At 71.8% G+C, this 22,260-nt stretch carries 22 protein-coding genes and 1 tRNA gene; 12 read left to right on the forward strand and 11 right to left on the reverse strand.

The annotated features are described in order from the left end of the window. Nucleotides 1-110: 110 nt before the first annotated feature. Nucleotides 111-632 carry an FHA domain-containing protein gene (locus AB0F56_RS08025; protein ID WP_362005457.1) on the reverse strand — a complete coding sequence of 174 codons (522 nt, stop codon included), beginning with the start codon at nt 630-632 and terminating at the stop codon, nt 111-113. 10 nt (nt 633-642) lie between these two features. Further along, a complete protein-coding gene (locus AB0F56_RS08030) occupies nt 643-1,542 on the reverse strand; it encodes a DUF3662 and FHA domain-containing protein (RefSeq protein ID WP_362005460.1) in 900 nt (299 codons plus the stop codon). 505 nt (nt 1,543-2,047) lie between these two features. Between AB0F56_RS08030 and AB0F56_RS08035 the strand changes: the two genes are divergently transcribed. From AB0F56_RS08035 to AB0F56_RS08045, 3 genes are all read left to right on the forward strand, one after another. Next, nucleotides 2,048-2,134 (forward strand) — tRNA-Leu (locus tag AB0F56_RS08035). A gap of 218 nt (nt 2,135-2,352) precedes the next feature. Continuing rightward, nucleotides 2,353-4,035, forward strand: a complete 1,683-nt coding sequence (locus tag AB0F56_RS08040; RefSeq protein ID WP_362006123.1) for a histidine kinase — start codon at nt 2,353-2,355, stop codon at nt 4,033-4,035. Between the two features lie 39 nt (nt 4,036-4,074). Next, nucleotides 4,075-4,734 (forward strand): response regulator transcription factor, encoded by a 660-nt coding sequence (locus AB0F56_RS08045; RefSeq protein WP_362005462.1) that lies wholly within the window; start codon nt 4,075-4,077, stop codon nt 4,732-4,734. A 52-nt stretch (nt 4,735-4,786) separates the two neighbouring features. Here the strand turns inward: AB0F56_RS08045 and AB0F56_RS08050 are convergent, their stop codons facing one another. Further along, entirely contained in the window at nt 4,787-5,233 is a 447-nt protein-coding gene (locus tag AB0F56_RS08050) for a MarR family winged helix-turn-helix transcriptional regulator (RefSeq protein WP_362005465.1), read from the reverse strand. 119 nt (nt 5,234-5,352) lie between these two features. On the opposite strand from AB0F56_RS08050, the gene AB0F56_RS08055 reads away from it, so the two are divergent. The 4 genes from AB0F56_RS08055 to AB0F56_RS08070 all read left to right on the forward strand — a co-directional run bounded on the left by AB0F56_RS08055 (nt 5,353) and on the right by AB0F56_RS08070 (nt 9,732). Further along, on the forward strand, nt 5,353-6,432 hold the full coding sequence (locus AB0F56_RS08055) for a hypothetical protein (RefSeq protein ID WP_362005467.1): 1,080 nt from the start codon (nt 5,353-5,355) through the stop codon (nt 6,430-6,432). Between the two features lie 241 nt (nt 6,433-6,673). Continuing rightward, a complete protein-coding gene (locus AB0F56_RS08060; RefSeq protein WP_362005470.1) occupies nt 6,674-8,122 on the forward strand; it encodes a DUF2252 domain-containing protein in 1,449 nt (482 codons plus the stop codon). Between the two features lie 377 nt (nt 8,123-8,499). Then, nucleotides 8,500-9,333, forward strand: coding sequence for a hypothetical protein (locus AB0F56_RS08065; protein WP_362006125.1), 834 nt, complete (start codon nt 8,500-8,502; stop codon nt 9,331-9,333). Nucleotides 9,334-9,387: 54 nt separating this feature from the next. After that, complete coding sequence (locus tag AB0F56_RS08070) at nt 9,388-9,732, forward strand: rhodanese-like domain-containing protein (RefSeq protein WP_362005473.1); 345 nt, start codon at nt 9,388-9,390, stop codon at nt 9,730-9,732. Nucleotides 9,733-9,771: 39 nt separating this feature from the next. On the opposite strand, the gene AB0F56_RS08075 is transcribed toward AB0F56_RS08070, so the two are convergent. From AB0F56_RS08075 to paaA, 6 genes are all read right to left on the reverse strand, one after another. Next, nucleotides 9,772-10,905: an acyl-CoA dehydrogenase family protein gene (locus tag AB0F56_RS08075; RefSeq protein WP_362006127.1), complete on the reverse strand. Its 1,134-nt coding sequence runs from the start codon at nt 10,903-10,905 to the stop codon at nt 9,772-9,774. Between the two features lie 83 nt (nt 10,906-10,988). Then, the gene (locus AB0F56_RS08080; protein WP_362005474.1) at nt 10,989-12,077 is read right to left on the reverse strand and encodes a 2Fe-2S iron-sulfur cluster-binding protein; all 1,089 of its coding nucleotides are present in this window, start codon (nt 12,075-12,077) and stop codon (nt 10,989-10,991) included. Beyond that, nucleotides 12,078-12,596: a 1,2-phenylacetyl-CoA epoxidase subunit PaaD gene (paaD, locus tag AB0F56_RS08085; RefSeq protein WP_362005476.1), complete on the reverse strand. Its 519-nt coding sequence runs from the start codon at nt 12,594-12,596 to the stop codon at nt 12,078-12,080. Next, nucleotides 12,590-13,333, reverse strand: a complete 744-nt coding sequence (paaC, locus tag AB0F56_RS08090; RefSeq protein ID WP_362005479.1) for a 1,2-phenylacetyl-CoA epoxidase subunit PaaC — start codon at nt 13,331-13,333, stop codon at nt 12,590-12,592. Before paaC ends, paaD begins: the two co-directional genes overlap by 7 nt. Beyond that, a complete protein-coding gene (gene paaB, locus AB0F56_RS08095; protein ID WP_362005482.1) occupies nt 13,330-13,617 on the reverse strand; it encodes a 1,2-phenylacetyl-CoA epoxidase subunit PaaB in 288 nt (95 codons plus the stop codon). The genes paaC and paaB overlap by 4 nt, the downstream gene beginning before the upstream one ends. After that, nucleotides 13,614-14,657 carry a 1,2-phenylacetyl-CoA epoxidase subunit PaaA gene (paaA, locus tag AB0F56_RS08100; RefSeq protein WP_362005485.1) on the reverse strand — a complete coding sequence of 348 codons (1,044 nt, stop codon included), beginning with the start codon at nt 14,655-14,657 and terminating at the stop codon, nt 13,614-13,616. Before paaA ends, paaB begins: the two co-directional genes overlap by 4 nt. A gap of 78 nt (nt 14,658-14,735) precedes the next feature. On the opposite strand from paaA, the gene AB0F56_RS08105 reads away from it, so the two are divergent. Genes AB0F56_RS08105 through AB0F56_RS08115 form a run of 3 tightly spaced genes read left to right on the forward strand, consistent with a single transcriptional unit; the run spans nt 14,736 to nt 17,430 of the window. Beyond that, the gene (locus AB0F56_RS08105; protein ID WP_362005488.1) at nt 14,736-15,521 is read left to right on the forward strand and encodes a DUF5819 family protein; all 786 of its coding nucleotides are present in this window, start codon (nt 14,736-14,738) and stop codon (nt 15,519-15,521) included. A 17-nt stretch (nt 15,522-15,538) separates the two neighbouring features. Then, nucleotides 15,539-16,771 (forward strand): HTTM domain-containing protein, encoded by a 1,233-nt coding sequence (locus tag AB0F56_RS08110; protein ID WP_362006129.1) that lies wholly within the window; start codon nt 15,539-15,541, stop codon nt 16,769-16,771. Continuing rightward, on the forward strand, nt 16,768-17,430 hold the full coding sequence (locus AB0F56_RS08115) for a TrmH family RNA methyltransferase (protein WP_362005491.1): 663 nt from the start codon (nt 16,768-16,770) through the stop codon (nt 17,428-17,430). Before AB0F56_RS08110 ends, AB0F56_RS08115 begins: the two co-directional genes overlap by 4 nt. A 47-nt stretch (nt 17,431-17,477) precedes the next feature. Here AB0F56_RS08115 and paaN read toward each other — a convergent pair whose 3' ends face one another. Further along, a complete protein-coding gene (gene paaN, locus AB0F56_RS08120; RefSeq protein ID WP_362005494.1) occupies nt 17,478-19,175 on the reverse strand; it encodes a phenylacetic acid degradation protein PaaN in 1,698 nt (565 codons plus the stop codon). A gap of 190 nt (nt 19,176-19,365) precedes the next feature. Between paaN and AB0F56_RS08125 the strand changes: the two genes are divergently transcribed. Together AB0F56_RS08125 and AB0F56_RS08130 are read left to right on the forward strand one after the other, a co-directional pair. Further along, complete coding sequence (locus AB0F56_RS08125; RefSeq protein ID WP_362005497.1) at nt 19,366-21,015, forward strand: 3-hydroxyacyl-CoA dehydrogenase; 1,650 nt, start codon at nt 19,366-19,368, stop codon at nt 21,013-21,015. Continuing rightward, a complete protein-coding gene (locus AB0F56_RS08130; RefSeq protein ID WP_362005499.1) occupies nt 21,012-21,605 on the forward strand; it encodes a TetR/AcrR family transcriptional regulator in 594 nt (197 codons plus the stop codon). Before AB0F56_RS08125 ends, AB0F56_RS08130 begins: the two co-directional genes overlap by 4 nt. A gap of 93 nt (nt 21,606-21,698) precedes the next feature. Here the strand turns inward: AB0F56_RS08130 and AB0F56_RS08135 are convergent, their stop codons facing one another. After that, the gene (locus tag AB0F56_RS08135) at nt 21,699-22,208 is read right to left on the reverse strand and encodes an Lrp/AsnC family transcriptional regulator (RefSeq protein WP_362006132.1); all 510 of its coding nucleotides are present in this window, start codon (nt 22,206-22,208) and stop codon (nt 21,699-21,701) included. Nucleotides 22,209-22,260: the final 52 nt, after the last annotated feature.

A 22,260-nucleotide genomic window follows, 5' to 3' on the forward strand; every position in this document is an offset into this window, starting at 1 on the left:
CCTCCGGTCGGGAGCCGGTACGCGGTACGGACCCGACGGTCCGCCGCGCGGTCCGTCGTGGGGACCGCCCCGGCCCGCTCGCTCCGCTCGCACTCATACATGACGTAGCACTACTTCCGCAGCTCGATGACGGTCTTGCCGATGCGGATCGGCGCGCCCAGCGGAATCGGCGTGGCGGTGGTGAGCCGGTTCCGGTCGAGATACGTGCCGTTGGTGGACCCGAGATCCTCGACGATCCACTGGCCGTCCCGGTCCGGGTAGATCCTCGCGTGCCTGCTGGAGGCGTAGTCGTCGTCCAGCACGATCGTCGAGTCGTGGGCGCGGCCCAGCGTGATGGTCTGCCCCTGCAGGGCGACCGTCGTGCCGGTCAGCGTCCCCTCGGAGACGACGAGTTTGGTCGGGGCGCCGCGGCGCTGTCGGCCGCCACCCCCGCTCTGCTGGCCACGCTGCTGCGGCGGCTGGGCCGCCTGGCGCGTGTTCTGCTGCGGACGGGCGTCCTGGCGGCGCGAACCGCGCTGCGTGACACGCGTGCCGAACAGGTCGCTCCGAATGACCTGGACGGCCACGATCACGAACAGCCACAGAACGGCCAGGAAACCCAGCCGCATGACCGTCAGGGTCAGCTCTGACATTGCCCCCGCTTCACCCTTCGGCTTGCCGGTAAACGATGGTGGTGCTGCCCACGACGATCCGCGAGCCGTCGCGGAGCGTAGCGCGGGTGGTGTGCTGCCCGTCCACCACGATGCCGTTGGTGGATCCGAGATCCTGGATCGTCGAGGGCGTTCCGGTCCGGATCTCGCAGTGCCGGCGGGAGACGCCGGGATCGTCGATCCTCACGTCCGCGTCGGTGCTGCGGCCAAGGACCAGAGTCGGGCGGGAGATCTGATGGCGGGTGCCGTTGATCTCGATCCACCGGCGCACCTGGGCGCCGGAGGAAGGCATGGGGCCGGGGCCACCGGCCGTGGGACGGCCGGCGGACGCCTGGCCGGGTGCGTGACCCGGAGCGTGCCCTGCCTGGCCGGGCGCGTGGCCGGGGCGCTGGGCGCCGCCCGCGCCCGGCGGCGGGGCCGCGGGCATCGGCGGAGCGCCGGCCGGGGGGTAGCCGTAGCCGCCCGGTGCCTGGCCGCCCTGCTGGGGGCCCGCGGCGGGCGCCTGCTGCTGTGACGAACTCGACGCGAGCGTGCGGCTGCGCACGCGGTACAGACCGGTGTCGAGGTCGTCGGCCTTCTCCAGGTGGACCTTGATCGGGCCCATGAAGGTGTACCGCTGCTGCTTGGCGTAGTCGCGGACCAGGCCGGCGAGCTCGTCGCCGAGCTGGCCCGAGTACGGGCTGAGACGCTCGAAGTCGGGCGTGCTCAGCTCGACGATGAAGTCGTTGGGGACGACGGTCCGCTCGCGGTTCCAGATCGTCGCGTTGTTGTCGCACTCGCGCTGGAGAGCGCCCGCGATCTCGACGGGCTGGACCTCGGACTTGAAGACCTTGGCGAAGGTGCCGTTGACCAGACCTTCGAGCCGCTGTTCGAAACGCTTCAGGACTCCCATGGGGCACCTCCTCCGTCGTTGTCGTCCTGGTACTGCTTACTGATCGTATCCACGCGTCGGGAAATCGGCTGGTTCCCCTTCTCTGCCCTGTGGACGAGTGTCACCTCTCACAGGCTTTCCCCACGGATCGTAGAGGCGGCCCCTGGACAGTGTCCCGCACCCGGCGAGCGAGCAGGAGGAGTGGGGCCGCGCGGTGGGTGCGGTCCGTCCCGTTCCTCCCGTTACCCGTCCACTCTTCGTCTCTTCTTCTCCCCGCCCTGGGGCGTCCGTCTTCTCCTCGCCCCGGGCTGCCCGTCGCTTCCTCCTTCTCCCGCCGGCTTCTCTCGGCCGGTCTGCCCGCCGGGCCTCCCGTGGGGTCCGTCGGCCCGTCTCCCACTGTCCCTGTTCGCTCGGGCGGGGGGTCAAACAACGGATGTGAATCCACCGTCCGCGACGTGCTAATCTTCAGATGTCGCCAGGCGATCGCACCGAAAACAGCGGTGAGGGAGCCCGGAGCACACCCAATGCGCGGGTGGCGGAATAGGCAGACGCGCTGGATTCAGGTTCCAGTGCCCGCAAGGGCGTGGGGGTTCAACTCCCCCCTCGCGCACCAGTACGGAAGCCCCGTAGGTCATCGACCTACGGGGCTTCCGCGTTGTCGCATCGCGCGGTGTGAGGTATGCGACGTTCGTCGATGCGGGGCGCGACGAAAGAGGGCCGCGGGCGGCACGGGCCGCTGCCTAAGGTGCGAGCGTGGACGCGACTTCGAAGATCAGGGCGAAGACCAGGGCGGGGGCCGGCGCCGCGTGGGACTGGTTCGCGGCGCCCGGGATGTGGTCGAGGCGCAGGACCGCCGGCGAGGTGGTGCTCGCCCTCGTGATGGGGCTGCTCGCCGCCGGGACCGAGGAACTGCTGGGCGGCGAGGGATGGCGGCTGGCGTGGGTGGGCCTGGGGGCCGCCGTGCTGTCGCTGCTGCGCCGAAGGCTGCCCGGGACTGTGCTCATCGTCACCGCGGCCCTGGCACCCGTCGTGCCCGGCTACCTCGTCCTGCTGATACTCGTCGGCTGGTCCTCGGGCCGGTACATCGCCGGCGCCGGGCGGGCGCTGATCGCCTACACCGTCGCGTACGTACTGAACATCTCGACGAGCCTGATCGACATCTGGGACCTGCACCGGACGCTGACCGTCGTCTTCATGTCGACGCTCTACTTCCTCGCGACGACCCTGGCGCCCGGCCTCGCCAACCGGTACTGGACACAGCGCAGGACCCTGCTGCACGCCCTGCAGGAGGGCAACGCCCAGCTGCTGCGCGAGCGCGCCATGGTGGTCGGGCAGGCGCGGCTCCTCGAACGGCAGCGGATCGCCCAGGACATGCACGACAGCCTCGGGCACCAGCTCGCGCTGATCGCGGTCCACACCGGCGCCCTGGAGGTCGACCGGGAGCTGACCGACCGCCAGCGGGAGGCCGTGGGCGTGCTGCGCAACGCGTCGGTGACCGCGATGCACGAGCTGCGTGAGGTCGTCGGCATCCTGCGCGACGGCGTCCACGCCGGTGCGGAGACCGCGGCCCTGCCCGCGGGGGCGGGCGACAGCTCGGGACGGGCGGCACGGGGGACCGCCGGTATCGAGGGGCTCGTCGAGACGGCCCGGGCCGCGGGGAACCGGGTGGAGCTGCGGTGGAGCGGGGACCACCGGCCGCTGCCGCCGGCCGCGGACCACGCCGCGTACCGGATCGTGCAGGAGGCGCTGACCAACGCCTACAAGCACGCGCCGGGCGCGCTCATCGACGTGGAACTGCGGTACGAGCCGGACTCCCTGGTCGTGGAGATCGTCAACGAGTCGGCCGAGAAGGCCCCGGAGGACGTGGTCAGCGGCGGCCAGGGGCTGACCGGGCTGCACGAGCGGGCCCGGCTCGTCGGCGGCATCGTCCACGCGGGGCCGGCGGACGGCGGGGGGTTCCGGGTCGCCGGGATGCTGCCCTATGGGGTGGTGGAAGCAGCGCCTTTGGTCGATGCGGCCGACGACTTCCGGCAGCAGTCGCCGTATCTCCGCGTGGGCCACCGTGGTGCCGTCCAGGTCGGACAGGCCGACTGGACCTTCACGGAACGGGAGCTGGCGATGGCGGTGCACGGGGGAAGGAACAGGAGCACGGGCAGCGGGGTCGCGCTGGGATGCGGCATCGCGTTCGCGGCCCTGGTGCTGCTGCTCGTCGCGGGCGGCTTCGGCCTCTACTTCCTGGTCGGATCGCTGGAGAAGGGCATGATCGACCCGGCCGAGTACGACGCGATAAAGGTCGGGGCGGCGGAGAAGGACGTCCGCGACCAGCTGCCGTCCGGCGACACCATCACGACCACCGGCCTGCACGGCAAGGGACCCGAGGAGCCCGAGGGATCGAAGTGCCTGGTGCTCATGTCGTCGGAGGTGGGGGAACAGGTGGAGACCGAGCCGGTTTTCCGGTTCTGCTTCAAGGACGGCAAGCTGATCGAGAAGAAGTCGTACGAGGTCAAGCGCTAACGCTGACCCGCCCGAACCGGTAGCCGTTGGGGAGTAGCTGTGGCAGGGCAGCGCATCAGGGTCGTGGTCGCCGACGACGAGCCGCTGATCAGGGCCGGGATCAGGATGATCCTCACCTCGGACGAGGACATCGAGGTGGTCGCGGAGGCGGCGAACGGCCGGGAGGCCATCGAGCACGTGCGCGCGCACGCGGCCGACGTGGTGCTGCTCGACATCCAGATGCCCGTGCTCGACGGACTGTCCGCACTGCCGGAGCTGCGCCGGGTGGCGCCCTCGACGCGGGTCATCGTGCTGACGACCTTCGGCGAGCGGGAGAACGTGCTGCGGGCCCTGGAGCACGGGGGCGCCGGGTTCCTGCTCAAGGACACGGCACCGGCCGAGCTGATCCGCGCCGTACGGGCCGCGGCGGCGGGTGACGCGTATCTCTCGCCCGCCGCCACCCGGCACGTGGTGGAACAGCTGGCCTCGGGCCGTGAGGTGGCGCGCGCCGAGCAGGCCAGGGGGCGGGTGGCGGCGCTCAGCGAGAAGGAGCGCGAGGTCCTCGCGCTTCTCGGCGAGGGGCTGTCCAACGCGGACGCGGGACGGCGCCTGCACATGAGCGAGGCCACCGTGAAGACGTACGTCAGCCGGATCCTGGCGAAGCTGGGCTGCGAGAACCGCGTCCAGGCGGCGCTGCTGGCGCGCGACGCCGGGCTTTAGGGGCTGGGTCTGGGGGGCTGGGGCCTAGGCGCCGGGCTCTTGGCGCCGGGCTTCAGCGGCCTGCGGTGCCGGCGGCGTTGTAGCGGAGGAGGTACGAGGCGAAGCGGGCGAGGTCCTCGGCCGGCCAGTCCTTCAGGCGCTCCTGGTAGGCGGCGTGCCGGCTCGCCTGGGTGGCGGCCAGGACGCGGCTGCCCGCCTCGGTGGGATGGAGGACCTGGACCCGGTGGTCGTCCGGGTCAGGCCGGCGCTCGACCAGGCCGAGCTTCTCCAGGCCGCCGATCTGGCGGCTGACGGTCGACTTGTCCAGCAGGTAGTGGGCGGCGAGGTCGGTGGCCCGGCAGCCCTGCTGGTCGTCGATGTGGGCGAGCAGGGTGTACGAGACGAGCGGCAGATCCGGGTGGAGCCGGGCGGCCGCGGCGCGGGCGCGGCGGGCGAAGGCCGTGAGCTCGCGCTGGATGGTGTCGACGGAGGCCTCGCGCGGGTCGTCGCCGTCGGTCATGGTGCGCTCCGGGGATCGTTCACAGCTTCTGCCAGGGGTTCAGTTGTAGAGTACAACCGCCATTTAGGTGTACGATGCACGCGTTATTCAGTTGTAAAAGCCAACCATGGAGGTGCTCGGTGTCCGCAGGACTCCCATCCGCGCCCGGGACTGCGTCCGCGCCCGCGGGATCGGCGCCGGCGGGCGCGCTGCGCCATGTGCTCGGACATCTGCTCACCCCGCTGCTGATGTGCGTCGGCATGGGCCTCGCCTACCTCGGCGCGTTCCACGCCCCCCAGCCCCACGACCTGCGCGTCGACGTCGTCGGATCGGGACCCAGCGCCCAGGTCCTCGCCCAGACCCTCCACGACAAGGGCGACGGCGCCCTCGACGTCCGTACCGTCCCTGACCGCGAGACCGCCGTCACCGCACTGCGCGAGCAGACCTCCTTCGGCGCCTACCTCCCCGGTGACCGCCCCGAACTGCTCGTCGCCTCCGCATCCTCCGACACCAGCGCCATGGCCGTCGAGAAGGTCTTCACCAAGGTCGCCGCCGGACAGGACGCACCCCTGAAGGTCACCGACGCCGCCCCCGTCTCCGACGGCGACCCCACCGGACAGGGCGTCTTCTTCCTCCTGGTGGCGCTCAGCATCGGCTCGTACGCCTCCGTCGCCGTCATCGGCGGCGCCGGAGCCGTCCTGCCCCTGCGCATCCGCGCCCTGCTCGCCGCCGGCATGTCCCTCGCCGTCAGCCTCGTCGGCACGGTCTTCGCCGGACCGATGTTCCACCTCGTCGACCGCGGGCTCGGCGGAGTCTGGGCGATGTCCTGGCTCTACTCGGCCGGCATCCTGCTGATCGGCGTCGGACTCCACACCTTCCTGCGCCGCTGGACCACCCTCGGCGTGATGGTCCTGTTCGTCATGCTCAACTTCACCAGCTCCGGCGGGATCTACCGCCCCGAGCTGCAGCCCGGATTCTTCGGCGCCCTGCACGCCTTCTGGAACGGCGCCGGCTTCGTCGAGGGCGTCCGCAGCCACGTCTACTTCGACGGCCACGCCCTGGGCGGACACCTCCTCACCCTCGCGCTCTGGCTCCTCGCCGGAGTCGCCGTCATGGCGTGCGCGGGTCTGGCCGAAGCGCGCCGCCGCCCGGCCGCACCCGCCGTGCCTGCGGCACCCGCCGCGGCCGAGGAGGAGATGGAGGAGACGGTCGGGGTCTGAGGAAGATCTACGGGCCGAGGAAGACCTGAGGGACCGAGGAAGACCTACGGGCCCGAAGCAGATCCACGGGCCCGAGGGAGATCCACGGGCCGAAGAAGATCTTCGGGCCCGAAGACGTCCAGGTGATCGGTTGTCCACAGGCCGTTGTCCACAGGGGAAGACGGTTCGTCGAACCCGGCGGTACCGTCATCCCGTTGATGTTGAACGCAAGGACAGCACGAAAGTCGGGGGAGGACGTCCCATGGGCGAGATCCGGGCAGCGGTACCGGGACAGCGAGACACGGACGGCGGGCGCGTTCCGCACGTGCCGGGGTTCGCCCTGCGATCCGCCGCGGGGGTCACCGACTCCCCGAAGGAACAGGGCAAGGCCCTGCGCACACGCGTCCCCCGCACCAGCCACGACACGTTCGTCCTCTCCTCCGACCGGCCCGACGCCGTCAGCGCCGTCGAGGACTCCAGCCGCGACCGCGTGCCGGAACTGGCACCCATACGGGTCGGCCGCATGGCCGCCAGCCCGTTCGCGTTCCTGCGCGGCTCCGCCGGACTCATGGCCCACGACCTGGCCGGCTCCCCCGTCACCGGAGTCGCCGCCCAGATCTGCGGCGACGCGCACGCGGCCAACTTCGGCCTCTACGGCGACGCCCGCGGCCGTCTCGTCATCGACCTCAACGACTTCGACGAGACCGTCGTCGGCCCCTGGGAATGGGACCTCAAGCGACTCGCCACCTCACTCGTGCTCGCCGGACGGGAAGCGGGCGCGAGCGAGGACACCTGCCGCGCCGCCGCCTTCGACACCGTCGGCGCCTACCGGCGGACCATGCGCCTGCTGGCCAAGCTCCCCGCCCTCGACGCCTGGAACGCCATCGCCGACGAGGAACTCGTCTCCCACACCGACGCCCGCGACCTGCTCGGCACCCTCGAACGCGTCTCGGCCAAGGCCCGCAACAACACCAGCGCACGCTTCGCCGCCAAGTCGACCGAGTCCGTGACCGACGCCGACGGCGGAGGCCGGCGGTTCGTCGAGGCCCTGCCGGTACTGCGGCGGGTCCCGGACGAGGAGGCGGCGGCCGTCGCCGCCGCGCTCGGCTCCTACCTGGAGACCGTCTCCGAGGACCGGCTCCCCCTGCTCGCGCGGTACGCCGTCCACGACGTGGCCTTCCGCGTCGTCGGCACCGGCAGCGTCGGCACCCGCTCCTACGTGGTGCTGCTGCTCGACCACCGGGGCGAGCCGCTCGTCCTCCAGGTGAAGGAGGCCCGGCCGTCCGCGCTGCTGCCGCACCTGCCGGCCGTCGGCTTCACCGTCCCGGACGCGGGACACGAAGGACGGCGCGTGGTGCTCGGACAGAAGCGGATGCAGGTCGTCAGCGACATCCTGCTCGGCTGGACCACGGTGCAGGGGCGACCGTTCCAGGTGCGCCAGTTCCGCAACCGCAAGGGCAGCGTCGACCCGGCCGCGCTCACCCCCGACCAGGTCGACGACTACGGCCGCATGACCGGCGCGCTCCTGGCCCGCGCCCACGCCCACAGCGCCGACCCGCGCCTGATAGCCGGCTACTGCGGCAAGAGCGAGGAGCTCGACGAGTCCGTCGCGTCCTTCGCCGTCGCCTACGCCGACCGCACCACGGCGGACCACACCGACCTGGTGACGGCGGTACGCGACGGCCGGATCGCGGCCGAACTCGGAGTGTGACGGCCCACGCCTGCCCGAATCACGGGCTGCCACGGGCCACGGGGGACCGGGGGGACGGGGCGGGGGGAGGGAGGGGGGGGAGGGGCCCCCGGGGATCGTAGGCTGGTGGGGTGACGGACCGGAGCGAGGACGTGGGCGTGGACCAGGACGTGGATCCGGCCGCAGGCGCGGGTACGGGCGAGGGCCCGGACCTGGGCGCGGGCGCCGGTGCGAGTGAAGGCGCGGACCTGGGTGCCGGTGCGGGCGAGGGCTCGGACTCCGGTGTCGGTGTCGGTGTGGGCGAGGGTTCGGACCTCGGTGCCGGTGCGGGCCAACGCTCTGACCTCGGTGCCGGTGCGGGCGAGGGCTCGGACTCGGGTGCCGGGGTTGGTGCCGGTGTGGGTGAGAGTGCTGGGGCCGAGGCCGGTGTCGGCGGAGAGTCCGGTGCTGAGCGGCCCGAGGCTCGGTTGGCGAAGGCTGTTCGGGTGGCCGAGCAGGCGTTGATCGAGTTCGAGATCGCGGTGGAGACCTTCCGCGTCGAGGTCGACAACTTCTCCCGGCTGCATCACCAGAAGCTCGGGCCGATGTACGCGCGGCTCGACGAGCTGGACGCGCAGATCGCCGAGGCGCACGCTGCGCGGACCGGGGATCCCGAGGATCTGCGGCGGGCGCAGGAGGCGCGGGCCGTCGTCATGCCGATGCCCGGTGTCGACGAGCTCTTCCACGACTGGATCGACTCCGACGGGCTCTCCCCCGAGGCCGCCGCGATGCTGACCGAGCAGCCCGTGCAGCCGCCGAAGCGGGTCCGGCCCGGTGAGGAGGCCCGGAAGCTGTATCGCGAGCTGGCCCGGCAGGCCCACCCGGACCTGGCACGTGAGGAGGACGAGCGCCGGCGGCGTGAGGAGTTCATCACCCGGGTCAACGCGGCCTACGCGCGCGGTGACGTGGCGCTGCTGCGCGAGCTGTCCGCCGAGTGGGCGGCCGGTCCGGTGCCCGAGCCGGAGCAGCTCAGCGAGAGCGAGGAGCTGTACGCGCGCCTCGAGTGGCTGTCGCACCGCAAGGAGTTGCTGACCCTGGTCGCCCGGGAGCTGGAGGACAGCGCGATCGGCGCGATGCTGCGGATGGCGCCCGACGACCCCGATCGGCTTCTCGAGGAGATCGCCGAGCAGCTGCTGGCGCAGGTCTCCGCGCGGGAGGCCGAGCTTGCCGCGTTGGTGCGGCAGGTGCAGTAGGTTTCCAACGGGCTCGATCCCTTCGAGCCGTTCGTACGAGAGAAGGCCTGTCCCATGAATTTCGCCCCGCTCCCCTCGGTGGACGTGGCTTCCGTGCCGGCCGACGCCCTGGTGCTGGACGTCCGTGAGGACGACGAGTGGGTGGCCGGTCATGCCGAGGGTGCTCTGCATGTGCCGATGAGCGACTTCGTAGCCCGCTTCGGCGAGGTGACCGAGGCCGTGGCAGATGGGCGTCGGGCGTATGTGATGTGCCGGGTGGGCGGCCGGTCGGCGCAGGTCACGCAGTATCTGGTGCAGCAGGGGATCGACGCGGTGAACGTCGACGGCGGCATGATCGCCTGGGACGCGGCCGGTCGGCCGGTGGTGGCGAAGGACGGCGCCCCGGGCTTCGTGGCCTGATCTCTTCTGTTCTGGCCCGGGGCGGTCGTCCTGGTTCGGTTAGCCGAGAGGGTGGGCGGCCAGGAGGTCGCCCAGGGCCTCTTCGTGTGCGGCGGCCGGGCCGAGGGCGAGTTCGAGCTGTTTGGCCCAGGCGTGGTAGCGGTGCAGCGGGTAGTCGGTGTCGGCGCCGAAGCCGCCGTGGAGGTGCTGGGCGGTCTGCACCACGCGGCGTACGCCTTCCGAGGCCCAGATCTTGGCGACGGCGATGTCCGCGGCGGCCGGTAGCGGGCCGCCCGCTCCGCTGCTGATGCGCCAGGCGGCCTGCCAGAGGGTGACTTCCATGGCGCGCAGGTCGATGTAGCGGTCGGCGGCCTGGACGGCGACGGCTTGGAAGGTGGCCACGGGGTGGCCGAACTGTTCGCGCTTGCCGGTGTAGTGGCTCGTCATCGTGAGGACGTTTTCGCCGAGGCCGAGGGCGAGGGCGCAGGTGCCGGTGGCGAGGACGCCGCGGAGCCAGTCCCAGGCGCCGGTGGTGTCGATGACGTCGGCGCTGTCGAGGCGTACGGAGTCCAGGTGCAGTTCGGCGAGGAGTTCGCCGCTGGTCGAGAACTGTGCGGCCAGGGTGAGTCCGGGCTGGGTGCGGGGGACGAGGGCGAGGACGGTCTGTCCTTCGGCGGTGTGGGCGGGGACGGCGATGCGGTCGGCGCCGTGGGCCCAGGGGACGGCGCTCTGGAGGCCGTCGAGGATCCAGTCGGTGCCGTCGCGGCGGGCGGTGACGGCGAGTTCGGCGGGGTCGTGGCCGGTGTGCCCGTTGGAGGCGGCGGTGAGGACGAGTTCGCCGCGGCCGACGCGGGGGAGGAGTGCGGCGGCGGTGCGCGGGTCCGCGTAGCGTTCGACGGTCATGGCGACCGCGCTGGTCTCCAGGAGGGGGACGCGGGCGAGGACGCGGGCCGATTCGCGCAGGACGAGGCAGAGGGCGATGGTGTCGAGGCCCGCGCCGTTGTGTTCGGCGCCGAGGGTGAGGCTGAGCAGGTCGGCTGCGGCGAGGCGGGACCAGAGTGGCCGGTCGAGGTCGTCGGCGACGGCTCCTGGGGTGAGCGCGGGGCTCGGTACGGAGTCGGGGCTGACGCCGGAGAAGACCGCTTTGGCCGCCTCGACGGCCGCCTGCTGTTCCTCGGTGAAGGTGAAGTCCACGGCCATGCCCTCCCGTTGCCTGCTCTGACGGATCGTCAAGATAGAACAGGTTCTAGGGGAAGGGAATGGGCGCGGGGGGACGGTCAGCGGTCGAAGTCCAGCTCCACTTCGGCGGTGGCCGGGTGGGACTGGCAGGCCAGGACGTATCCGGCCTCGGTCTCCTCCGGTTCCAGGGCGAAGTTGCGGTCCATGCGGACCTCGCCTTCGACGAGGAAGGCGCGGCAGGTGCCGCACACGCCGCCCTTGCAGGCGTAGGGCGCGTCGGCGCGGGCGCGGAGCACCGTTTCGAGGAGCGTCTCGCCCTCCTGGACGGGCCAGTTGCCGGAGCGGCCGTGCAGGGTGGCCGTCAGGGTGGCGTGGACGGGTGCCGTGCTGCTGGGTGCCACGGCGGGGGCCGAGCCGTCGTCGACGTGGAAGATCTCCTGGTGGATCCGGGAGCGTTCGACGCCGAGTCCGCGCAGGGCGCGTTCGGTGGCCGTGACGAGGCCGAAGGGGCCGCACAGGAACCAGCCGTCGATCTCGTCGACGGGCAGCAGCGCGGGGAGCAGGCCGGTCAGCCGTTCCTGGTCGAGGCGCCCGGACGGGAGGCCCGCCTGCTGCTCCTCGCGGGAGAGGACGGTGACGAGCTGGAAGCGGTCGGGGAAGCGGTCCTTGAGGTCGGCGACGTCGTCGAGAAACATCGTGGAGGACGCAGTGCGGTCGCTCCGGACGAGGCAGAAGCGGGCGTCCGGCTGCTGGGCGAGGAGCGTGGCCGCGATCGACAGGACCGGGGTGATGCCGCTGCCGCCGACGACGGCGGCGAAGTGGCCGGGGCGGGGCGTGAGGGTGAAGCGGCCCATGGGCTCCATGACGTCGACGGTGTCGCCGACGGCCAGTTCCTTCAGGGCGTAGGTGGAGAACTCTCCGCCGTCGACGAGCCGGATGCCGACGCGCAGGACGGGGTCCTGGCCGGTGGGGGCCGCGGGTGCGCAGATCGAGTACGTACGGCGGATCTCCTCGCCGTCGCGCGCGGTGCGGCGCAGGGCGAGGTGCTGGCCGGGGGTGTGGCGGTAGGCGTCACGCAGCTCGGCCGGGACGGCGAAGGTGACGGCCACCGAGTCGTCCGTGAGCTGCTCGACCTCGCTCACCCGGAGCGGGTGGAACGCGGCCCGTCCGGCCCCTGAGGACACCATCTACAACTCCTTGAAGTGGTCGAACGGTTCGCGGCAGGCCGTGCAGCGGCGCAGTGCCTTGCACGCGGTGGAGGAGAAGCGGCTGAGTAGCTCGGTCTCGGTGGAGCCGCAGTGCGGGCAGCGGATCGCCAGCGTCAGCGGCACGGGGCCGCCGGCCGGGCCCTGGGGGCGGGGCGGGGCGATGCCGAACTCGGCGAGCTTGCGGCGCCCTTCGTCGCTGATGTCGTCGGTGGACCAGGCGGGTGCGAGGACGGTGACGACGGAGACGTCGGGGATGCCGTGCTCGTGCAGGGCGTGCTCGATGTCGGAGGACATCGCCTCGATGGCGGGGCAGCCGGTGTACGTCGGGGTCAGCTCGACCTCGACGCGGCCGGGGCCGAGGATCTGGACGCCGCGCAGGACGCCGAGCTCCCCGAGGGTGAGGACGGGCAGCTCGGGGTCGGGGACGGAGCCGGCGATCCGGCTCAGCTCCCGCTCCAGGTCGGTCGTCTCGCGGCCGCCGGTCATGGTGGTCACCATGTCGCCCCCGGGTGGCTGCGGTGCAGGTGCTGCATCTCGGCCAGCATCCGTCCGAAGGGTTCGGTGTGCAGGCCCTGCCGGCCGGCTCCCGCGCGCCAGCCGCCGGTGTCGGGGCCGGTCGGGACGGTGAGCGTGGCCTTCGTGAGGACGGCGGTGACGGAGTCCAGCCAGGCGGCCCGCAGGGCCTCGTGGTCCACGTCGAGGCCGGTGACGGGCTGGAACAGCTCACCGGTGTAGCGCCAGAGGGCGTCGCAGGCGCGCTGCATGCGGTCGTGGCTCTCGGGGGTGCCGTCGCCGAGGCGGAGGGTCCAGTGCTCGGCGTGGTCCTGGTGGTAGGCGACTTCCTTGACGGCCTTCGCCGCGAGCCCGCTCAGGGGACCGTCGCCGGCCGCCAACTGGCCGTAGAGGAGCCGCTGGTAGGTGGAGAAGTAGAGCTGGCGGGCGATGGTGTGGGCGAAGTCGCCGTTGGGCTGTTCGACGAGCTGGGTGTTGGTGAAGGCGCGTTCCTCGCGGAGGTAGGCGAGTTCGTCCTCGTCCCCGACGAGGGAGAGCAGGACGCGTGCCTGGCCGAGCAGGTCGAGCGCGATGTTCGCGAGGGCGACCTCTTCCTCCAGGACGGGGGCGTCGCCCGCCCACTCCCCCAGTCGGTGGGAGAGCACCAGGGCGTCGTCACCGAGCGCCAGGGCCGCCTCGGCGATCCCGGTGGTGGTGCCAGTGGTGTCGGTGGTCTCGCTCACAGGTGCTTCACCCCCTCGGGGATCTCGTAGAAGGTCGGGTGGCGGTAGGGCTTGTCCGCCGACGGTTCGAAGAAGGGGTCCTTCTCGTCGGGCGAGGAGGCGGTGATCGCGGTGGAGGGCACCACCCAGATCGAGACGCCTTCGCTGCGGCGGGTGTACAGGTCGCGGGCGTTGCGCAGGGCCATTTCGGCGTCCGGTGCGTGCAGGCTGCCGGCGTGGGTGTGGGACAGTCCGCGGCGCGAGCGCACGAACACCTCCCACAGGGGCCATCCGTCGGTGGTCATGCCCGTGCCTCCCCGTGCTTTCCGGCGTATGCCGCCGCTGCTTCTCTGACCCAGGCCCCGTCCTCGTGGGCCCGGCGGCGCCGGTCGAGCCGTTGATCGTTGCAGGGGCCGTTGCCCTTGAGGACGTCCTGGAACTCGGCCCAGTCGATGGGGCCGAAGTCGTAGTGCCCGCGCTCCTCGTTCCACCGCAGGTCCGGGTCCGGGAGGGTGAGTCCGAGGGCCTCGGCCTGGGGGACGGCGATGTCCACGAACCGCTGGCGCAGCTCGTCGTTGGAGTGCCGCTTGATCTTCCAGGCCATGGACTGGGCGGAGTGCGCCGATGCGTCGTCCGGCGGGCCGAACATCATCAGCGAGGGCCACCACCAGCGGTTCACCGCGTCCTGCGCCATGGCGTGCTGGGCCTCGGTGCCCCGGGAGAGGGCGAGGAGGGCTTCGTACCCCTGCCGCTGGTGGAAGGACTCCTCCTTGCAGATACGGACCATCGCGCGGGCGTACGGGCCGTACGAGCAGCGGCAGAGCGGGACCTGGTTGGTGATCGCGGCGCCGTCCACGAGCCAGCCGATGGCGCCGACGTCGGCCCAGGTCAGCGTCGGGTAGTTGAAGATCGAGGAGTACCTCTGGCGGCCGGCGTGGAGCTTGTCGAGGAGCTCGTCACGGCTGGTGCCGAGGGTCTCCGCCGCGCTGTACAGATACAGCCCGTGGCCTGCCTCGTCCTGGACCTTGGCCATGAGGATCGCCTTGCGGCGCAGCGAGGGCGCGCGGGTGATCCAGTTGGCCTCGGGCTGCATGCCGATGATCTCGGAGTGGGCGTGCTGGGCCATCTGGCGGACGAGGGACGCCCGATAGGCGTCCGGCATCCAGTCGCGCGGCTCGATGCGCTCGTCGGCGGCGACGGCGGCGTCGAACACCGCCTCGTAGGCCGCCTGCGCCGCTGCCTCCGACGCGGCGGTGTCCGAGCCCTTGTCCGGCGCGCCCTGTGCGGCCGCCCGTGTCTTCTGTGCGTCCGCGGTCACTGCGGTCGCTGCCGTCCCTGCGGTCATCGGACCCCCTACCGACCGATCGTTCGGTTGAATGACTTCAATGGTCGGTCGGCGGCCCGTATGGTGTCAACCCTGTGGATGACCGAGGGCGGACGGATCGGGATCGGGGCGGGGATGGAAGCGCAGGTCGACGCGGAGGACGCGGGCGTACAAGAGGAGCAGCCGCCGCCCGGGCCGGAGTCGCCGGAGGTGCGCGGCCAGGGCGTCGGGATCGCCTCGCTCTCGCTCCCGTACCAGGTGGTCGCGGCCGTCGTGCTCGCCGGTGTCGCGGTCTTCGCCGCCGTCCACCTCGCGATGGTGTTCCTGCACGTCGCGCCGTCGAACACGCTGACCAAGCAGCACGGTGACGCGGTCGACGAGTGGATCTACCCCGAGTTCGAGCAGAACTGGAAGCTCTTCGCCCCCAATCCGCTCCAGCAGAACGTCTCGGTCGAGGTCCGTGCCGAGGTCGAGGGCGCCGACGGCGCATCCCGCACCACCGGCTGGATCGATCTGACCGCGCAGGACGCGGAGGCGATCCGGGGCAACCTCGTGCCCAGCCACACCGAACAGAACGAGCTCCGCCGGGCGTGGGACTTCTATACGAACACCCACGGCGACGACCACCGGCCCAACGGTCTGCGCGGCCGGCTCTCCGAGGAGTACGTGCGCCGGATCGTCATGCTCCGGCTCGACGGGGAGGACCTCGGCGGAAAGGTGGAGCGGATCCAGCTCCGCTCCGTGACGCGCCTCGTGCCCGCCCCGGCGTGGAGCACCGAGAAGTCGAACACGGACCCCTCCCACCGGGAGTTTCCGTGGTGGAGGGTGACCGCCGCCGATCTGCCGGGCGGGGCACGGGACGACCGCACGGAGGCGGGCCGGTGAACCGATCATCCACACCACTGAACACCGCGAAGGCCGCCGCGACCCGTGAGCCGTTCGACCGGCGGCTCGCGCGGGGCATCCAGCGGGTCACGGCCTCGGCCCTCGGCCCGTACCAGACCGCGATCGTCCGCATCGGCATCTCGCTCACCTGGCTGCTCTTCCTGCTGCGCGAACTGCCCCACCGCCATGAGCTCTACGGTCCCGAAGGACCCTGGGCCTGGGACATGGGCCGCCGGCTGATCGGCCTGAACGAAGCGTTCACCGTGCTCATGTGGTCGGACAGCAGGTTCTGGTTCGAGACCGTCTACGTGCTCGCCGTCCTCTCCGCCCTTCTGATGCTGCTCGGCTGGCGCACCCGCGCCATGTCGGTGGTCTTCATGGTCGGTGTGCTGTCCCTGCAGAATCGCTCCGTCTTCGTCGGCGACGGCGGGGACAACGTCATCCACCTCACCGCGATCTACCTCGTCCTGACCCGCTGCGGTCAGGTCTGGTCCCTCGACGCACGTCGGGCCGCTCGCGAGGCCCGTGAGGCGGAGGCGGGGAAGGCGCCCCGGCGCGATGTCGTCGGGCCGCTGCTGTGGACCGTGCTCGGCGGCCTGCTGCTCGCCACGACCTACTACTCCGACACCAACGGCTCGGCCTGGCTCCTTGTGATGCTGTGGGTGCTGTGGCTCGGGCAGGCGCTGTGGTGGCTGGTGTGCCGTTACGCGCCGGGCGAGCCGCGCACCCTGCTCGACGTCCTCGCCAACCTCACCCACAACGCCGCTCTCGTCGTGATCATGGCCGAGGTCTGTCTGATCTACGCGACGGCCGGCTGGTACAAGATCCAGGGTTCGCGCTGGCAGGACGGCACCGCGCTCTACTACCCGCTCCAGCTGGACTACTTCTCGCCCTGGCCCGTCCTGTCCGATCTGCTCGGAGCCAGCGGCGTGATGGTGATGGTGCTGACCTACGGCACCGTCCTGATCCAGGTCGCCTTCCCCTTCGCCCTGTTCAACCGCAAGGTCAAGAACGTCCTGCTCGTCGCGATGATGCTGGAGCACGCCGGCATCGCCGTGCTCCTCGGGCTCCCGCTCTTCTCGCTGGCGATGATCTCGGCCGACGCGGTGTTCCTGCCGACGGCGTTCCTGGTCTGGCTGGGCGCGCGGGTGGGGCGCGGCAGGGACCGGCTGCTGTCCCGGCCGCGCGGCACGGTGCCCGACCAGCGCCGTACGGACGAGGAGGCCACCCCCCGTACCCTCGTGGGGTGAGCACCGCTGAACAGTCCGAGCCGATCCAGTACGACGACGGGTACGCCCCCGAGGTCGGCGTGGGGCCGCATCCGCTGCCCTGGCCGGACGGCGAGCGCTACGACCCGGAGCTGCTCGCCGGCGGGGACCGGCGCAATGTCGTCGACCGGTACCGGTACTGGACGCGGGAGGCGATCGTCGCCGACCTGGACACCCGGCGGCACGACTTCCATGTCGCGGTCGAGAACTGGGGCCACGACTTCAACATCGGGTCGGTGGTACGGACCGCCAACGCCTTCCTGGCGAAGGAGATCCACATCGTCGGCCGGCGGCGCTGGAACCGGCGCGGGGCCATGGTCACCGACCGCTATCAGCACGTCCGCCACCACCCGGATACCGAGTCGCTGACGGCGTGGGCGAAGGCGGAGGGCGTGCCGATCATCGGCATCGACAACCTGCCGGGCGCCGTGCCGCTGGAGCGGACCGTACTGCCGCGGCGCTGTGTGCTGCTCTTCGGGCAGGAGGGTCCGGGCCTCACCGAGGAGGCCCGGAACCACGCGGAGATGGTCTGCTCGATCGCCCAGTTCGGTTCGACCCGGTCGATCAACGCGGGCGCCGCCGCGGCGATCGCGATGCACGCGTGGGTGCAGCGGTACGCGGAGATCACCCCGGGCGGATGACCGATGGGCTTCGCGGAGGCCCCGTGAGGCCCCCGCGACTGCCCCGGTCACGCCTGCCGGCGGACCTCCACCACGCGGAAGCGGTTGGCGACGAACGCTCCGTCGCACAGGGCCGCGTTCGCCGCCGGGTTCCCGCCCGAGCCGTGGAAGTCGGAGAACGCCGCCGTCTGGTTGACGTACACCCCGCCCGTCAGGTTCAGGGAGAGCTGGGCCGCCTCGTCGAGGCAGACCTCCTCGATCGCGCGCTCGGTGTCGGGTGACGTCGTGTACGCCCCGACCGTCATCGCGCCCTTCTCGCGGACCGTGCGCCGCAGCAGCTCCAGCGCGTCGGCCGTCGAGTCGACGGAGACGGCGAAGGAGACCGGGCCGAAGCACTCGGAGAAGTAGGCCGCCTCCGGGTCCGGCTTCGAGCCGTCCAGCTTGACGATCACCGGCGTACGGACGACGGCGTCCGGGAAGTCCGGGTTCGCCACCTCGCGGGAGGCCAGCGCCACCTCACCGAGGCCCGCGGCGGCCTCCAGACGCGCCTTCACGTCCGGGTTGACCAGGGCGCCGAGCAGGGCGTTCGCCCGGGCGTCGTCGCCGAGGAGACCGCCGACGGCCGCCGACAGGTCGGCGACGACCTCGTCGTACGACTTGGGTCCCGCGTCGGTGGTGATGCCGTCGCGGGGGATCAGCAGGTTCTGCGGGGTGGTGCACATCTGGCCGCTGTACAGGGACAGCGAGAACGCCAGGTTGGAGAGCATCCCCTTGTAGTCGTCGGTGGAGTCGACGACTACCGTGTTGACGCCGGCCTTCTCCGTGTAGACCTGCGCCTGGCGGGCGTTGGCCTCCAGCCAGTCGCCGAAGGCGGTGGAGCCGGTGTAGTCGATGATCCGGATCTCGGGGCGGACCGCCAGGGTCTTGGCGATGCCCTCGCCCGGCCGCTCGACGGCCAGCGCGACCAGGTTCGGGTCGAAGCCGGCCTCGGCGAGGACCTCGCGGGCGACGCGGACGGTCAGCGCCAGTGGGAGGACGGCGCGCGGGTGCGGCTTGACCAGGACCGGGTTGCCGGTGGCCAGCGAGGCGAAGAGGCCCGAGTAGCCGTTCCAGGTGGGGAAGGTGTTGCAGCCGATGACGAGCGCGATGCCGCGGGCGACGGGCGTGAACGCCTTGGTCAGCTCCAGCGGGTCCCGCTTGCCCTGCGGCTTGGACCAGTCGGCGCGGCCGCCGGGGGTCCGGGTCTGCTCCGCGTACGCGTACGCCACGGCCTCCAGGCCGCGGTCCTGGGCGTGCGGGCCGCCGGCCTGGAACGCCATCATGAAGGCCTGGCCGCTGGTGTGCATGACGGCGTGCGCGAACTCGTGGGTGCGGGCGGAGATCCGGGCGAGGATCTCCAGACAGACCAGGGCGCGGACCTCGGCGCCGGCCTCGCGCCAGGCGGCCATGCCGGCGCGCATCGCGGGCAGCAGGACGTCGATGTCGGCGTGCGGGTACTCGATGCCGAGCGCCGGGCCGTACGGCGAGGTCTCGGCGCCGGTCCAGTCGTCCGTGCCGGGCTGGTCCAGCTCGAAGCGGGTGTTCAGCAGGGCCTTGTACGCCTCGAGACCACCGGCGGCGTCCAGCGAGCCGTTCTCGCCGTAGGCCTTGGGGTGCTCGGGGTGCGGTGACCAGTAGGCACGGGTGCGGATCGTGTCCAGTGCCTGGTCGAGTGTGGACCGGTGCTTCTGGGCCAGAGCGTCGGTGGTCAGCTGAGCGGCGGCCATGGCGGGACCAACTCCTCGTCGAGCTAGATCGGTTCGGCGCGTGTGACGCCTGCGCGGTGCCTTCCGCGACGGGTGGTCGTGGAAGACGGGTGGGCAGGGAGGAACGGACAGAGTTAGAGTAACCGAACGATCGGTCGGGACAAGGGGGTCTGTCGAAGCTGTGGACAACCCATCGGGGAGGATCAGCCGTATGACCGCCAATGTGAGCGACTCGGCGTCGGACGCCGCCCCGGCCACGGCCCCGGATTCCGCCGCCGAAGCCCTCGACCGGAGCCGTACCGTCGCCGTGGTCGGCACGGGGACCATGGGCCAGGGCATCGCGCAGGTCGCCCTGGTCGCCGGGCATCCCGTACGGCTCTACGACAGCGCCCCCGGCCGGGCCGAGGAGGCCGTGACCGCGCTCGCCGCCCGCCTGGACCGGCTGGTCGAGAAGGGCCGCCTGGACAAGGCCGGACGCGACGCCGCCGTGGCCCGGCTGCACGCCGCGGCCGAGCTGACCGAGCTGGCCGACGCGGCGCTCGTCGTCGAGGCGATCGTCGAACATCTCCCGGTCAAGCAGCGGCTCTTCGCCGACCTGGAGAAGATCGTCGGCGACGACACCCTCCTCGCCACCAACACCTCCTCCCTCTCCGTCACCGCGATCGCGGGAGGGCTGCGGCTGCCCGGCCGGTTCGTCGGACTGCACTTCTTCAACCCGGCGCCGCTGCTGCCGCTCGTCGAGGTCGTCAGCGGCTTCGCCACCGACGCCTCGGCCGGCACGCGCGCGTACGAGACCGCCAAGAGCTGGGGCAAGACCCCGGTGCGCTGCGCCGACACCCCCGGCTTCATCGTCAACCGGATCGCCCGGCCCTTCTACGCCGAGGCGCTGCGGGTGTACGAGGAGGGCGCGGCCGACCCCGCCACCATCGACGCGGCCCTGCGCGAGAGCGGCGGCTTCCGGATGGGCCCCTTCGAGCTGACCGACCTCATCGGCCAGGACGTCAACGAGGCCGTCACCCGGTCCGTCTGGGACTCCTTCTTCCAGGACCCCAAGTTCACGCCCTCGCTCGCCCAGCGGCGTCTGGTCGAGTCCGCGCGGCTCGGCCGCAAGTCGGGGCAGGGCTGGTTCCCGTACGGGGACGGCGCGACGGCCCCCGAGCCGCACACCGCGCCGCCCGCCGACCGGCCGGCCTCGGTCACGGTCCAGGGGGACCTGTACCAGGCGCGGGCGCTGGTGGGTCTCTTCGAGGAGTCAGGGATCACGGTCGAGCGCGCCGACGACGCCGTGCCCGGCTACCCGGGCTGGATCGAACTGCCCAGCGGGACCCGGCTCTTCCTCGCCGACGGCACCGCAGCCGACGACGCCGAGATGCCGGTCATCCACATCGACCTGGCCCTGGACTTCGCCACCTGCGAGCGGATCGTCCTCGCGCCCGCGGCGACCGTGGACGACGCCTCCCTGCAGGAGGCGATCGGTCTCTTCCAAGCGGCCGGCAAGAAGGTCAGCGTCATCGGTGACGTGCCCGGCCTGATCGTCGCCCGTACGGTCGCGATGCTCGCCGACTTCGCCTACGACGCCGCCACGCGCGCGGTGGCCGACGCCGACGACATCGACACCGCGATGCGGCTCGGCGTGAACTACCCGCGCGGGCCGCTGGCCTGGGCCGAGGAGCTGGGCGCGGGCTGGGTCCTGGGGACGCTCTCCAACCTCCACGAGGAGTACCCGACGGGCCGCTACGCCCCCTCACAGGCGCTGCGCCGCCGCGTCGCCGCGGAGCAGGCGGCCGCGGACCGCGCGGCGGAAGAACAGGCGGCCGCCGAGCGGGCGGCGGACACGGCCGGCGAGGAGGCCACGGCATGACGACCGCGAAGCGGGACACCTACACCCCCGAGACGCTGCTCTCCGTCGCCGTACGGGTCTTCAACGAGCGCGGCTACGACGGCACGTCCATGGAGCACCTCTCCAAGGCCGCCGGGATCTCCAAGTCCTCGATCTACCACCATGTCGCCGGCAAGGAGGAGCTGCTGCGCAGGGCTGTCAGCCGTGCGCTCGACGGGCTCTTCGGGATCCTCGGCGAGCCCGGCGCGGGGCGCGGCCGGGCGATCGAGCGGGTCGAGTACGTCACCCGGCGCACCGTCGAGGTGCTGATAGCGGAGCTGCCGTACGTGACGCTGCTGCTGCGGGTCCGGGGCAACACCGACACCGAGCGCTGGGCCATGGAGCGGCGCAGGGAGTTCGACCACAAGGTGGCCGACCTGCTGAAGGCGGCGGTCGCCGACGGGGACCTGCGGGCCGATGTGGACATCAAGCTCGCCACCCGGCTGCTCTTCGGCATGATCAACTCGCTGGTGGAGTGGTACCGGCCGCTGCCGGGCGCCCACGCCGAGCGGGACCAGCTCGCCGACACCGTCGTGCACCTGGCCTTCGACGGGCTGCGGACGGCCCGCTGAGGCCCGTCCCAGGGCACTTTCGCGGGCCAGGCCGGGTCCTCCGGTCCGGGCCCGCATGTCCGGGCCCGTGTCCGGGCCTGCCGGTCCGGGCCGTCAGTGGTCCGGATCGAGGTCCGTCTCCTCGAAGACCAGCAGCGTGCGCGTGGAGAGCACCTCCGGGATCGCCTGGAGCCGGGTGAGCACCAGCTCGCGCAGCGTCCGGTTGTCCGGCGTGTGCACGAGCAGCAGGACGTCGAAGTCTCCGCTGACCAGGGCGATGTGTGCGGCGCCCGGCAGCGCCTGGAGCTGCTCGCGCACGGTGCGCCAGGAGTTCTGGACGATTCTCAGCGTGATGTACGCCGAGGCGCCGTGCCCGGCGCGCTCGTGGTTGACCCGGGCGCTGAAGCCGCGGATCACGCCGTCGTCGATCAGCCGGTTGATCCGCGCGTAGGCGTTGGCCCGGGACACGTGGACCCGTTCGGCCACGGAGCGTATCGACGCGCGACCGTCCGTCTGCAGGATGCGCAGGATGTCCCGGTCGATCGCGTCGAGCGGGCGGGCCGGCGGGCCCTGCGGCACTCCGGCCGGGCTCGGGGGCAGGGCCTGCTCCCAGCCGTCGGCCATTTGTTCATCCGCCACGTCCCCCCACCTCTCATCCATGGACGACATGTCTCCA

This window comes from Streptomyces sp. NPDC026092 (genome assembly GCF_040638605.1).
In the GTDB taxonomy this organism is placed as follows: Bacteria; Actinomycetota; Actinomycetes; order Streptomycetales; family Streptomycetaceae; genus Streptomyces.

What these genes read in the sequence shown, in the direction of transcription:
- AB0F56_RS08025 (WP_362005457.1), bottom strand. Translation starts at nt 632, where the DNA reads ATGTCAGAGCTGACCCTGACGGTCATGCGGCTGGGTTTCCTGGCCGTT.
- AB0F56_RS08135 (WP_362006132.1), bottom strand. Translation starts at nt 22,208, where the DNA reads ATGGCCGACGGCTGGGAGCAGGCCCTGCCCCCGAGCCCGGCCGGAGTG.
- AB0F56_RS08080 (WP_362005474.1), bottom strand. Translation starts at nt 12,077, where the DNA reads ATGGTGTCCTCAGGGGCCGGACGGGCCGCGTTCCACCCGCTCCGGGTG.
- paaN (WP_362005494.1), bottom strand. Translation starts at nt 19,175, where the DNA reads ATGGCCGCCGCTCAGCTGACCACCGACGCTCTGGCCCAGAAGCACCGG.
- AB0F56_RS08060 (WP_362005470.1), top strand. Translation starts at nt 6,674, where the DNA reads ATGGGCGAGATCCGGGCAGCGGTACCGGGACAGCGAGACACGGACGGC.
- AB0F56_RS08105 (WP_362005488.1), top strand. Translation starts at nt 14,736, where the DNA reads ATGACCGAGGGCGGACGGATCGGGATCGGGGCGGGGATGGAAGCGCAG.
- paaA (WP_362005485.1), bottom strand. Translation starts at nt 14,657, where the DNA reads ATGACCGCAGGGACGGCAGCGACCGCAGTGACCGCGGACGCACAGAAG.
- AB0F56_RS08050 (WP_362005465.1), bottom strand. Translation starts at nt 5,233, where the DNA reads ATGACCGACGGCGACGACCCGCGCGAGGCCTCCGTCGACACCATCCAG.
- paaB (WP_362005482.1), bottom strand. Translation starts at nt 13,617, where the DNA reads ATGACCACCGACGGATGGCCCCTGTGGGAGGTGTTCGTGCGCTCGCGC.
- AB0F56_RS08070 (WP_362005473.1), top strand. Translation starts at nt 9,388, where the DNA reads ATGAATTTCGCCCCGCTCCCCTCGGTGGACGTGGCTTCCGTGCCGGCC.
- AB0F56_RS08130 (WP_362005499.1), top strand. Translation starts at nt 21,012, where the DNA reads ATGACGACCGCGAAGCGGGACACCTACACCCCCGAGACGCTGCTCTCC.
- AB0F56_RS08040 (WP_362006123.1), top strand. Translation starts at nt 2,353, where the DNA reads ATGTGGTCGAGGCGCAGGACCGCCGGCGAGGTGGTGCTCGCCCTCGTG.
- AB0F56_RS08125 (WP_362005497.1), top strand. Translation starts at nt 19,366, where the DNA reads ATGACCGCCAATGTGAGCGACTCGGCGTCGGACGCCGCCCCGGCCACG.
- AB0F56_RS08030 (WP_362005460.1), bottom strand. Translation starts at nt 1,542, where the DNA reads ATGGGAGTCCTGAAGCGTTTCGAACAGCGGCTCGAAGGTCTGGTCAAC.
- paaD (WP_362005476.1), bottom strand. Translation starts at nt 12,596, where the DNA reads ATGGTGACCACCATGACCGGCGGCCGCGAGACGACCGACCTGGAGCGG.